The 12,646-nt window shown below is 58.3% G+C and carries 5 protein-coding genes, 2 tRNA genes, 3 rRNA genes, 1 other RNA gene and 1 pseudogene; 10 read left to right on the top strand and 2 right to left on the bottom strand.

From position 1 onward, the window contains the following. The first annotated feature begins 98 nt into the window (after positions 1-98). From LK440_RS13215 to LK440_RS13185, 7 genes and pseudogenes are all read left to right on the top strand, one after another. Positions 99-1,630, top strand: a 16S ribosomal RNA gene (locus LK440_RS13215). 97 nt (positions 1,631-1,727) lie between these two features. Further along, positions 1,728-1,804 (top strand) — tRNA-Ile (locus LK440_RS13210). Between the two features lie 20 nt (positions 1,805-1,824). Next, a tRNA-Ala gene (locus tag LK440_RS13205) sits at positions 1,825-1,900 on the top strand. A gap of 314 nt (positions 1,901-2,214) precedes the next feature. Further along, positions 2,215-5,094 (top strand): 23S ribosomal RNA (locus LK440_RS13200). Positions 5,095-5,231: 137 nt separating this feature from the next. After that, positions 5,232-5,344: ribosomal RNA gene (gene rrf / locus LK440_RS13195) — 5S ribosomal RNA — on the top strand. Together the 16S, 23S and 5S rRNA genes with 2 tRNA genes alongside form the textbook arrangement of a ribosomal RNA operon. A 502-nt stretch (positions 5,345-5,846) precedes the next feature. Next, a pseudogene (locus tag LK440_RS13190) lies at positions 5,847-6,700 on the top strand (IS3 family transposase). A gap of 237 nt (positions 6,701-6,937) precedes the next feature. After that, on the top strand, positions 6,938-7,312 hold the full coding sequence (locus LK440_RS13185) for a DUF4870 family protein (protein WP_005011909.1): 375 nt from the start codon (positions 6,938-6,940) through the stop codon (positions 7,310-7,312). 217 nt (positions 7,313-7,529) lie between these two features. Here the strand turns inward: LK440_RS13185 and LK440_RS13180 are convergent, their stop codons facing one another. Next, positions 7,530-7,808 (bottom strand): SWIB/MDM2 domain-containing protein, encoded by a 279-nt coding sequence (locus LK440_RS13180; protein WP_005011912.1) that lies wholly within the window; start codon positions 7,806-7,808, stop codon positions 7,530-7,532. Positions 7,809-7,956: 148 nt separating this feature from the next. Here LK440_RS13180 and LK440_RS13175 point away from each other — a divergent pair, with 148 nt between their 5' ends. Both LK440_RS13175 and pyrC read left to right on the top strand, forming a co-directional pair. Continuing rightward, positions 7,957-9,150: a M20 aminoacylase family protein gene (locus LK440_RS13175; protein WP_005011916.1), complete on the top strand. Its 1,194-nt coding sequence runs from the start codon at positions 7,957-7,959 to the stop codon at positions 9,148-9,150. A 12-nt stretch (positions 9,151-9,162) separates the two neighbouring features. Next, on the top strand, positions 9,163-10,221 hold the full coding sequence (gene pyrC / locus LK440_RS13170) for a dihydroorotase (protein WP_005011918.1): 1,059 nt from the start codon (positions 9,163-9,165) through the stop codon (positions 10,219-10,221). A gap of 37 nt (positions 10,222-10,258) precedes the next feature. On the opposite strand, the gene LK440_RS13165 is transcribed toward pyrC, so the two are convergent. After that, positions 10,259-12,067, bottom strand: coding sequence for an ATP-binding cassette domain-containing protein (locus LK440_RS13165; protein ID WP_005011919.1), 1,809 nt, complete (start codon positions 12,065-12,067; stop codon positions 10,259-10,261). A gap of 77 nt (positions 12,068-12,144) precedes the next feature. On the opposite strand from LK440_RS13165, the gene rnpB reads away from it, so the two are divergent. Next, positions 12,145-12,548: RNase P RNA component class A (gene rnpB / locus LK440_RS13160), an RNA gene on the top strand. The last annotated feature ends 98 nt before the right edge of the window (positions 12,549-12,646 follow it).

The following is a 12,646-nucleotide window of genomic DNA, read 5'->3' as shown; positions in this document are numbered from 1 at the left end:
TATATGAAGTAAGGAATAGTTTTTCGAAACTATCCCTCACTTCCTTTGAGCAAGCGAAAGTCGTCATTGGGTAACACTGATGGCGCAACACAGAGATTAAACTGAAGAGTTTGATCCTGGCTCAGATTGAACGCTGGCGGGATGCTTTACACATGCAAGTCGGACGGCAGCACGGGGCTTCGGCCTGGTGGCGAGTGGCGAACGGGTGAGTAATGTATCGGAACGTGCCCGGTAGCGGGGGATAACTACGCGAAAGCGTGGCTAATACCGCATACGCCCTACGGGGGAAAGCGGGGGACCTTCGGGCCTCGCACTATTGGAGCGGCCGATATCGGATTAGCTAGTTGGTGGGGTAACGGCCTACCAAGGCGACGATCCGTAGCTGGTTTGAGAGGACGACCAGTCACACTGGGACTGAGACACGGCCCAGACTCCTACGGGAGGCAGCAGTGGGGAATTTTGGACAATGGGGGCAACCCTGATCCAGCCATCCCGCGTGTGCGATGAAGGCCTTCGGGTTGTAAAGCACTTTTGGCAGGAAAGAAACGGCACGGGCTAATATCCTGTGCAACTGACGGTACCTGCAGAATAAGCACCGGCTAACTACGTGCCAGCAGCCGCGGTAATACGTAGGGTGCAAGCGTTAATCGGAATTACTGGGCGTAAAGCGTGCGCAGGCGGTTCGGAAAGAAAGATGTGAAATCCCAGGGCTTAACCTTGGAACTGCATTTTTAACTACCGAGCTAGAGTGTGTCAGAGGGAGGTGGAATTCCGCGTGTAGCAGTGAAATGCGTAGATATGCGGAGGAACACCGATGGCGAAGGCAGCCTCCTGGGATAACACTGACGCTCATGCCCGAAAGTGTGGGGAGCAAACAGGATTAGATACCCTGGTAGTCCACGCCCTAAACGATGTCAACTAGCTGTTGGGGCCTTCGGGCCTTGGTAGCGCAGCTAACGCGTGAAGTTGACCGCCTGGGGAGTACGGTCGCAAGATTAAAACTCAAAGGAATTGACGGGGACCCGCACAAGCGGTGGATGATGTGGATTAATTCGATGCAACGCGAAAAACCTTACCTACCCTTGACATGTCTGGAATCCCGAAGAGATTTGGGAGTGCTCGCAAGAGAACCGGAACACAGGTGCTGCATGGCTGTCGTCAGCTCGTGTCGTGAGATGTTGGGTTAAGTCCCGCAACGAGCGCAACCCTTGTCATTAGTTGCTACGAAAGGGCACTCTAATGAGACTGCCGGTGACAAACCGGAGGAAGGTGGGGATGACGTCAAGTCCTCATGGCCCTTATGGGTAGGGCTTCACACGTCATACAATGGTCGGGACAGAGGGTTGCCAACCCGCGAGGGGGAGCCAATCCCAGAAACCCGGTCGTAGTCCGGATCGCAGTCTGCAACTCGACTGCGTGAAGTCGGAATCGCTAGTAATCGCGGATCAGCATGTCGCGGTGAATACGTTCCCGGGTCTTGTACACACCGCCCGTCACACCATGGGAGTGGGTTTTACCAGAAGTAGTTAGCCTAACCGCAAGGGGGGCGATTACCACGGTAGGATTCATGACTGGGGTGAAGTCGTAACAAGGTAGCCGTATCGGAAGGTGCGGCTGGATCACCTCCTTTAAGAGCTTGAGTGCTCGTGTCAAGTGTCCACGCTTATCGGTTGTTGTTATATAGCTGCTGGATCGGTGGCTGCTGATCCGAGAGAGAAAGGTTTCGCGGGTCTGTAGCTCAGTCGGTTAGAGCACCGTCTTGATAAGGCGGGGGTCGTTGGTTCGAATCCAACCAGACCCACCAAGGTTTCCTGAGAGGGAAATGGGGGTGTAGCTCAGCTGGGAGAGCGCCTGCTTTGCAAGCAGGATGTCATCGGTTCGATCCCGTTCACCTCCACCAAAGCCTGTCCAGAGGATGGGTGTGGGGCGAGACCAGAAGGCGAGAGAGCAACGCTTAGTGCTGCGAGTCAGTGTTAAGCGTTGGGTTTTGGCCCGACAGCTATATATGTTCTTTAACAATTTGGAAGAAACACAACGTAAAGTGTTCGTTTAGTAGTCGGCGCGAGTCGATGAGGACGGATACGGGTTGTGATTGCATGATTTTGTTCCAAGTCTCAAGAACTGGCTGGGCGCGCAAGCGTTTGGTCAGATGCTTTGAACTTATGAACGGCACAAGCACGAATGAACAGCACCTATAAGACTTTAGTGTTATAGGATCAAGCGACTAAGTGCATATGGTGGATGCCTTGGCGATCACAGGCGATGAAGGACGTAGTAGCCTGCGAAAAGCTGCGGGGAGCTGGCAAACAAGCATTGATCCGCAGATATCCGAATGGGGAAACCCACCGCGCAAGCGGTATCCCTGGCTGAATACATAGGCCAGTGGAGGCGAACCGGGTGAACTGAAACATCTCAGTAGCTCGAGGAAAAGAAATCAACCGAGATTCCGAAAGTAGTGGCGAGCGAAATCGGAAGAGCCTTTACGATTTAGCATTTTGCATAGTCGAACGGAATGGAAAGTCCGGCCGTAGCAGGTGATAGCCCTGTAGACGAAATGCAGAGTGTGGAACTAGGCGTAAGAGAAGTAGGGCGGGACACGTGAAATCCTGTCTGAAGATGGGGGGACCATCCTCCAAGGCTAAATACTCGTGATCGACCGATAGTGAACCAGTACCGTGAGGGAAAGGCGAAAAGAACCCCGGAAGGGGAGTGAAATAGATCCTGAAACCGTATGCATACAAACAGTCGGAGCCTCTTTATGGGGTGACGGCGTACCTTTTGTATAATGGGTCAGCGACTTACATTCAGTGGCGAGCTTAACCGAATAGGGAAGGCGTAGCGAAAGCGAGTCCGAATAGGGCGTCCAGTCGCTGGGTGTAGACCCGAAACCAGATGATCTACCCATGGCCAGGTTGAAGGCACGGTAACACGTGCTGGAGGACCGAACCCACTAGTGTTGAAAAACTAGGGGATGAGCTGTGGATAGGGGTGAAAGGCTAAACAAATCTGGAAATAGCTGGTTCTCTCCGAAAACTATTTAGGTAGTGCCTCAAGTATTACTGCAGGGGGTAGAGCACTGTTATGGCTAGGGGGTCATGGCGACTTACCAAACCATGGCAAACTCCGAATACCTGCAAGTACAGCTTGGGAGACAGAGCACCGGGTGCTAACGTCCGGACTCAAGAGGGAAACAACCCAGACCGCCAGCTAAGGTCCCGAATTATCGCTAAGTGGGAAACGAAGTGGGAAGGCATAGACAGTCAGGAGGTTGGCTTAGAAGCAGCCACCCTTTAAAGAAAGCGTAATAGCTCACTGATCGAGTCGTCCTGCGCGGAAGATGTAACGGGGCTAAGCGATAAACCGAAGCTGCGGGTGTGTACTATGTACACGCGGTAGGAGAGCGTTCTGTAAGCCTGCGAAGGTGGCTTGTGAAGGCTGCTGGAGGTATCAGAAGTGCGAATGCTGACATGAGTAGCGATAAAGGGGGTGAAAAGCCCCCTCGCCGTAAGTCCAAGGTTTCCTGCGCAACGTTCATCGGCGCAGGGTGAGTCGGCCCCTAAGGCGAGGCAGAGATGCGTAGCTGATGGGAAGCTGGTTAATATTCCAGCACCGTCGTACAGTGCGATGGGGGGACGGATCGCGGAAGATCATCAGGGTGTTGGATGTCCCTGTTGCTGCATTGAAGATGGCGCTTAGGCAAATCCGGGCGCGTAAATCAAGGGTGTGGCTCGAGCGAGCATGTCTCGCGAAGTGATTGGAAGTGGTTCCAAGAAAAGCCTCTAAGCTTCAGCTGTACGAGACCGTACCGCAAACCGACACAGGTGGACGGGATGAATATTCCAAGGCGCTTGAGAGAACTCGGGAGAAGGAACTCGGCAAATTAATACCGTAACTTCGGGAGAAGGTATGCCCCGGTAGTGTGAGGCGCCTGCGCGCTGAGCATGATGGGGTCGCAGAGAATCGGTGGCTGCGACTGTTTATTAAAAACACAGCACTCTGCAAAGACGAAAGTCGACGTATAGGGTGTGACGCCTGCCCGGTGCCGGAAGGTTAAGTGATGGGGTGCAAGCTCTTGATCGAAGCCCCGGTAAACGGCGGCCGTAACTATAACGGTCCTAAGGTAGCGAAATTCCTTGTCGGGTAAGTTCCGACCTGCACGAATGGCGTAACGATGGCCACACTGTCTCCTCCCGAGACTCAGCGAAGTTGAAGTGTTTGTGATGATGCAATCTACCCGCGGCTAGACGGAAAGACCCCATGAACCTTTACTGTAGCTTTGCATTGGACTGTGAACCGGCCTGTGTAGGATAGGTGGGAGGCGCTGAGCTCGAGTCGCTAGATTCGAGGGAGCCGACCTTGAAATACCACCCTGGTTTGTTTGCGGTTCTAACCTTGGTCCGTTATCCGGATCGGGGACAGTGCATGGTGGGCAGTTTGACTGGGGCGGTCTCCTCCCAAAGTGTAACGGAGGAGCTCGAAGGTACGCTAGGTACGGTCGGAAATCGTGCTGATAGTGCAATGGCATAAGCGTGCTTGACTGTGAGACTGACAAGTCGAACAGGTGCGAAAGCAGGACATAGTGATCCGGTGGTTCTGAATGGAAGGGCCATCGCTCAACGGATAAAAGGTACTCTGGGGATAACAGGCTGATACCGCCCAAGAGTTCATATCGACGGCGGTGTTTGGCACCTCGATGTCGGCTCATCTCATCCTGGGGCTGTAGCCGGTCCCAAGGGTATGGCTGTTCGCCATTTAAAGAGGTACGTGAGCTGGGTTTAAAACGTCGTGAGACAGTTTGGTCCCTATCTGCCGTGGGCGTTGGATACTTGACGGAGCCTGCTCCTAGTACGAGAGGACCGGAGTGGACGTACCTCTGGTGTACCGGTTGTCATGCCAATGGCATTGCCGGGTAGCTAAGTACGGAAGAGATAACCGCTGAAAGCATCTAAGCGGGAAACTCGTCTGAAGATTAGGTATCCCGGGGACTAGATCCCCCTAAAGGGTCGTTCAAGACCAGGACGTTGATAGGTCGGGTGTGGAAGCGCAGTAATGCGTTAAGCTAACCGATACTAATTGCCCGTGCGGCTTGATCCTATAACTCTTTAGTCTTACATATACGATTGCTGGCCAGTTCGCGCCAGTGCCGTCTGAACATACATCAACGCAACCTCAGTTGCTGCTTCTTCCAAATTCAAGCCGTTGACAACGCGTCAACCGCTTAGCCGGTTACGCCTGACGACCATAGCAAGGTGGCCCCACTCCTTCCCATCCCGAACAGGACAGTGAAACGCCTTCGCGCCGATGATAGTGGACGTACGTCTGTGAAAGTAGGTCATCGTCAGGCTTTTATTCCTCAAAACCCCGTAAGCTATCCGCTTACGGGGTTTTGTTTTGCGCAAAACATTTACACCCGTGAGGCGATCTCCACATGTTCGACCCGATGTCGGACATGGTTGCCTCCCCCCTCTGCCAACGCCTCTTTGCCAGTCCCTGTCGTTTGCTTGATTGACGCCGGACCTGACGCATGGCGGCTTGGCCTGACCCTAGCGTCGCCACGCAGGCGAGGCTTTCTGCACAGAAGGTTGGGGCGCAAGCCTACGCGCCGCTGCTCGTGCAACTCGACGATGCCGGAACGCTGCCTGGCGCCACTGTGGGCAGCATTGCGCAGCTAGCCGTTCTAGAGCGTTGCGCAAGCGGTGTGTTTTCTGCTGACGCGTGATCGAGCGGGAGTCATGCCGGGCGAAGACGCATGCCGGGCCCTTGTTTCCTGGGTTACGCGCTCGGTATGACCTGCTCCCCGTGATTAGTACGAAATCGATGTAGAGTCCGTTCCCAAAGGAATGGCAATGAAGAAACGATTTACGGAAGAGCAAATCATCGGCGTGCTCAAGGAAGCCGATGCAGGTGCCAAGCCCGCAGAGTTGTGCCGCAAGCACGGAATCTCCGAGGCAACGTACTACAACTGGAAGGCGAAGTTCGGTGGCATGACGGTGTCGGACGCTCAGAGGCTCAAGGAGCTGGAGCAGGAGAACAACAAGCTCAAGAAGCTGTTGGCCGAGTCGATGCTGGACAAGGCGGCGCTTCAGGATCTGCTAAGCCGAAAGTAGTCAGCCCGCAGGCCAAACGCGAGGCGGTCAGGACATTAATGACCGAGCGCGTGGTTCGCCCAGCGGCAATCGCGCCGAATCAGAGTTGGTCAATGGATTTTGTGGCCGACGGCCTAGCCTATGGCCGCCGATTCCGCTGTTTGACTATCGTCGATGACTACACTCGCGAATGCCTGGCCATCGAGGTCGATACGTCGTTGCCGGGACTGCGTGTTGCCATGGTGCTGCAACGGCTGGCGGAGATGCGTGGCCTGCCGCGATCTATTACCGTGGACAACGGGCCAGAGTTCGCCGGAAGAGCCTTGGACGCCTGGGCCTACCAAGCAGGCGTAAAGCTGTCGTTTATTCGGCCGGGTAAGCCGGTGGAGAACGCTTATATCGAAAGTTTCAACGGCAAGTTCCGCGACGAATGCCTTAACGAGCACTGGTTCTTGTCCCTGCGACAGGCTAAAAGCTTGATCGAAAACTGGCGAGTCGAGTACAACACCGATCGGCCTCACAGCGCGCTCGGATATTTAACGCCGGCGCAATTCGTGCAGGCTCATCAGAAAGAAGGTCTTTTACCCCTGGGCTCTATGTCGGTGCCGTACTAAATCTGGGGGCAGGTCAGATCTCTTCAAAATCGCCGCACGAGGGGCTGACGCGCTGTGCACCAGCGAATTCGCTGGCGGGGCGAGACAAAAGATCCAGCGGCACGGCCTCGGTGATGAAAATCCCTCGCATCTAGCCATGCTGCAAGAGCTATTTTCTGGTGCGTACCTAAATAACAACGCCCATCGGGAACTTCCGGCATAGTGCGGTAAGATTGGGCGAATGTATTCGATGGAGCAGTGATCGTGAGCGAATCTCCCAATCCCCTACCGGGTTCCCATCCCCTGGATCTGCGCACCTTGGCGCATGTTTCCTATGGCCTGTTTGCGTTGGGTTTTCTGACCGGCGGCATTCTTGGCGTGGCAACGCTGGCGGCCGTGGTGCTGATGTACTTGAAGCGCTCGGACACCGCAGGGACGGTCTATGCTTCGCACTTTGACTGGTTGCTGCGCACCTTCTGGTGGTCGCTGCTGTGGCTGGCCATCAGCTTTGTGCTGACACTGATCTACATTGGTTGGATCGGCATGATAGCCACCGTCGTTTGGGTGCTATATCGCTTGATCAGGGGATGGCTGGCGTTGCTGGAGGGAAACCCTCCGTCGAGCTACGCCTGAGCGTCTCGTTGCAGAAAAGCCGGCTTGCTGCCGGCTTTTTTGCATTCTGCCCCGGGGTGCGCATAGGCGCAGATGAAGCGTCAGGGCAAGCAGGAAAGATCATGCATGACAGCATGGCCAGGTAGGCAGGACAGGCGACTACCGGTCAGCGTCGGCGGGCTCAGGGAGCCGGCCAAGCAAGGAAGGGACGTACGGAGTACGCCCGCGACCCTGGTGCTTACTTCAGGTGAGCGTTGACCAGTTTGGTCAGTTCGAACATCGTGACCTGATCTTTGCCGAAGATGGGCAGCAGCTTGGCATCGGCGTTGATGTTGCGCTTGTTGCTGGCGTCTTGCAGGTTGTGCTTCTTGATGTAGTCCCAGATCTTCTTGGTGACCTCGGTGCGCGGCACGGCTTCCGAACCGATGACGGCGGCCAGCTCGGCGCTGGGAGTCAGGGGCTTCATAAACGCGGCATTCGGTTTGCGCGGGGTCGCGGTTTTGGAGGGTGTGGCCATAATGCGGCGCTCCTTCTCTGAAAGTTGGAAAAAAAGTCCTGCGGGCCGCAGCATAACGTGTCTACTGGGTAAAGACAAAGTCATTTATCCTCTGTAGCAACTAAAATCGGCCTACACACACCCCTTAGCCAGGTTCCTGTAACGTCCTATGTACGCACGCTCCACGCTTGAATCGATACGGCTTTTCCATGACGAACTCACGGCCCTGCGCCGCGATCTGCACGCGCACCCCGAACTGGGGTTCGAAGAGGTGCGGACTTCGGGCATTGTTGCCGGCGCCCTGGAGGCGCTCGGGATAGAGGTGCACCGGGGGATAGGCAAGACCGGGGTGGTGGGCGTTATCCGCGGCAGGCGCTGCGATAGTGGGCGTATGATCGGCCTGCGCGCCGACATGGACGCGCTGCCCATGACCGAGGATAACGCGTTCGACTACAAGTCCACCAAGCCTGGCTTGATGCATGGCTGCGGACATGATGGTCACACAGCGATTCTGCTCGGCGCGGCGCGTTATCTGGCGCAAAGCCGCAATTTCGACGGCACGGCCGTCCTGATCTTCCAGCCCGCCGAGGAGGGCCGGGGCGGCGCCAAGGCCATGCTTGACGATGGCTTGTTCGATACCTTTCCCTGCGACGCCATCTATGCCCTGCACAACTGGCCGGGGCTGCCTGCGGGGACGGTCGGCGTCAATCCGGGGCCGATGATGGCGGCGGCCGATCGCTTCGAGATTGTGATCAACGGGCACGGCGGTCACGGCGCACATCCGTACCAGACCATTGATCCCGTGACCGTTGCGGGCCATCTCATCACGGCGTTGCAGACTATCGTTTCGCGCAACGTCAATCCGCTCGATTCTGCCGTGGTGTCCATCGGCTCGCTGCAGGCCGGCCACCCTGGCGCCATGAGTGTCATTCCGCGCGAAGCAAAGATGGTCGGCACCGTCCGTACGTTTCGCAAGTCGGTGCAGGAAATGGTCGAGACGCGCATGCGCGAACTGGCCACAGCGATTGCAGGCGCGTTTGGCGCGACAGCGGAGGTCAACTACGAGCGCATCTATCCGGCGACCCTGAACACGCCGCAGCACGCCACGCTGGTGGCCGACATCGCCACCGAGATGGTGGGCAAGGAGAAGGTCGTACGTGATCTGATCCCGTCCATGGGCTCGGAGGATTTTTCGTTTATGCTGCAAGCCAAGCCCGGTGCCTACTTCCGCCTTGGCCAAGGCGGGGCGGAATCGGGCTGCGTGCTGCACAACTCCCATTTTGATTTCAATGACGCCGTCATTCCGCTGGGCAGTGCGAGGTTTGCTGCCCTGGCCGAGCTCGGTATGCCCTTGGCCGACTAAAGGCCCTCAACCATGTCCAACCCAGCCCAACTCACGATTACCCGCCCCGACGACTGGCACCTGCATTTGCGCGATGGTGCCGCCCTGGAAGCGGTGGTCGGCGATACGGCGCGGCAGTTCGCACGCGCCATCATCATGCCCAACCTCAAGCCGCCGGTGACCACCACCGAGCAGGCACTGGCCTATCGCGACCGCATCCTCACCGCGTTGAACACAAGCCTGGGCGAGGGTGTCGACTTCACGCCTTTGATGACGCTGTATTTGACGGACAACACGCCGGCTGCCGAAATCGAGCGTGCCCAGGCGAGCGGTCAGGTGTTTGCCGTCAAGCTGTATCCGGCCGGCGCGACGACCAATTCCGATGCGGGCGTGACGGACTTGCTGGGCAAGTGCGGCCCCGCTCTGGCGGCGCTGGAGAAAGCTGGCATGCCCCTGCTGGTGCATGGCGAGGTGACGGATCCGGCTATCGATGTCTTCGACCGCGAGGCCGTCTCCATCGACCGCGTCATGCGACCGCTGCGCCGCGCCTACCCGGGCCTGAAAGTCGTGTTCGAGCACATCACCACCAAGGACGGCGCCGAGTATGTGCGCGACGCCGAAGGCCCCATCGCGGCAACGATCACGCCCCAGCACATGCTGTACAACCGCAATGCGATCTTCCAAGGCGGAGTGCGCCCGCACTACTATTGCCTGCCGATTCTCAAGCGTGAAGTGCATCGTCAGGCCCTGGTCGAGGCAGCCACCAGTGGCAGCCCGCGCTTTTTCCTGGGTACGGACAGCGCGCCGCACGCCAAGGGCCTGAAAGAGCATGCCTGTGGTTGCGCCGGCTGTTACACCGCATTGCATGCGATGGAACTCTACGCCACGGCATTCGACAACGCGGGAGCACTGGACAAGCTGGAAGGCTTCGCCAGCCATCACGGCCCGGACTTCTATGGCCTGCCGCGCAATTCGGGCAAGCTGACTCTGGTGCGCCAGGCGTACACGATTCCGCAGGAATTGCCTTATGGCAATTCCTCGATCGTACCGCTGGCCGCGGGCGAGGCGCTGCACTGGAGTGTGCAGGCCTGAGCCATCTTGAGCGCAGCCCGGCCAGGGGCGGGATGCGTCAAGCGCCCGCGCCGCGCCGCTCTTCGAGCGCTTCCCAGCGCGAGAATTTGGCTTCGAGGTCTTTTTCGATGCGAGCCAGTTCTGTCTGGATCCGCTCGACCTCATCCGGCGCTTCCCTGTAGAGGCTGCCATCAGCGAGTTTGGCACTCAGCGCCCCTTGCTCGGCTTCCAAGGCTGCGATCACATCGGGGAGTTCTTCGAGCTCGCGCAACTCCCAGGAACTGATCTTGGCCGAGCGTGCCGGCTTGGCGCGCGGCGCTGGCGCAGCCGGCGCTGTGGCCGGCGCGCTGTCGATCTGGCTGGCCACGGGCGCAGGGCGCTGCAGCATCCACTCGTCATATCCTCCGACATAGTCGCGCCAATGGCCATCACCTTCGTAGGCGATGGTTTGGGTCACGACGTTGTTCAGGAAGGCGCGGTCGTGGCTGACCAGAAGGACGGTGCCGGCATAATCCTGCAGCAACTCTTCGAGCAGCTCCAGCGTTTCGATATCGAGGTCGTTGGTGGGTTCGTCCAGCACCAGGATGTTGGCGGGTCGTGCGAACAGCCGTGCCAGCAGCAGGCGCGCGCGCTCGCCGCCTGACAGACTGCGCACGGGCGAGCCCGCCCGCGCCGGCGAGAACAGAAAGTCGCCCAAGTAGCTCATGACGTGCTTGCGCGTGCCGCCGATTTCGACCCATTCGCTGCCGGGGTTGATGATGTCGGCCAGCGCCGCATTTTCGTCCAGCTGCGCGCGCATCTGGTCGAAATAGGCGACTTCGACATTCGTGCCGGTACGCACCGTGCCGCTGTCGGGCGCCAATTGGCCCAGGATGAGTTTGAGCAACGTGGTCTTGCCTGCGCCGTTGGGGCCGATGATGCCGATGCGGTCGCCGCGCAGGATGGTGGTCGAGTAATCGCGCACCACGGCTTTGTCGCCGAAGGTTTTGCTGACGTCGCGTAGTTCAGAGACGATCTTGCCGGATCGCTGGCCTTGGGCAACGGCCAGGTTGACGTTGCCCATGCGCTCGCGTCGGTCGGCGCGCTCGACGCGCAAACGTTCGAGCCGGCGCACGCGGCCTTCATTGCGGGTGCGCCGTGCCTCGACGCCTTTGCGTATCCAGACCTCTTCCTGCGCCAATAGCTTGTCGAAACGGGCCTGCTCCAGGCGTTCGGCTTCCAGCCATTGCGCCTTGCGCTCCTGCCATTGGCTGAAATTGCCGGGGAAACTCAACAGGCGGCCGCGGTCCAGTTCGACGATGCGGGTGGCGATGGCATCCAGAAAACGCCGGTCGTGAGTGATGATGACGGCGGCGCCTTTCCAGGTGCGCAAGAGTTCTTCGAGCCAGGCGATTCCTTCGAAATCCAGGTGGTTGGTGGGCTCGTCCAGCAGAAGCAAATCGGGCTGGTCGACCAGCGCACGAGCCAGCGCGACGCGCTTGCGTGTGCCGCCGGACAGGCCGGCGATCAATGCATCGGTGGGCAAGCCGAGCTTTTCCAGCGTGGCGCGGACACGAGCCGGGCGTTGCCAGTCTTCGGGGTTGGCTTCTTCGTCGCACACCACGTCATAGACGCTGCGGGTTTCGTCGAGGATGGGCTCCTGCTCGACCGTCACCACGCGCAGCCCGGAGCTGCGGCTGATATCGCCGTCGTCAGGCTGGTTGCGGCCGTCGAGCAGGCGTAGCAGGGAGGATTTGCCGGCGCCGTTGCGCCCGATCAGGCCGATGCGTTCGCCTTCCTGGATGGCGAAGTCGGCATGGTCGAGCAAGGGGTGGTGGCCGTAAGCCAGCTGGACGTTGGTCAGGGAGATGAGCGTGTTTTGAGCCATGAGATTCTGCGCGGAACGTAATCCGTATTGTCGCAGGAACCGGGCGGACAGGCTGCTTGTACTACAATGCCGGCCGCAGGGCAGATCGGGCAATCGCGGTGACCAGTTCATCGAGGAAGGTCCGGACTCCACAGGGCAGGATAGCGGCTAACGGCCGTCCGGCGAGGTGCGCAAGCATCAAGCCGAGGACTAGGGCCACAGAGACGAGTCTGCGGGGCGGGCATTCGCAAGAATGCACCGGCACGGCCACTCCGTGCCGTGACAGCTGGAAACGGCTGCCGGCGTCGCAGGGTGAAACGCGGCAACCTCTATCCGGAGCAACATCAAATAGGCATGCGCACGGCCTTCGGGCCTGGAAGAGCGGCTCGCTCGAGTATGCGGGTAGGTGGCTAGAGCGTTCCAGCAATGGTTCGCCCAGAGGAATGATTGCCCGCCAGGGTAGCCTGGCGTACAGAATCCGGCCTATAGATCTGCTCTGCTTTTTATTCATCGCATCGCGGCCGGCCTTTGAGCCGGCCGCTGCCCTTTGCCGCCCTGATCTGTCGGCTCGTCCGAGCGAGAAACCACTTGTTTGTGATC

Origin of the sequence: Bordetella holmesii (assembly GCF_020735985.1) — a bacterium.
Lineage (GTDB): Bacteria > Pseudomonadota > Gammaproteobacteria > Burkholderiales > Burkholderiaceae_B > Bordetella > Bordetella holmesii.
This window is presented reverse-complemented; position numbering and strand designations above follow the sequence as displayed.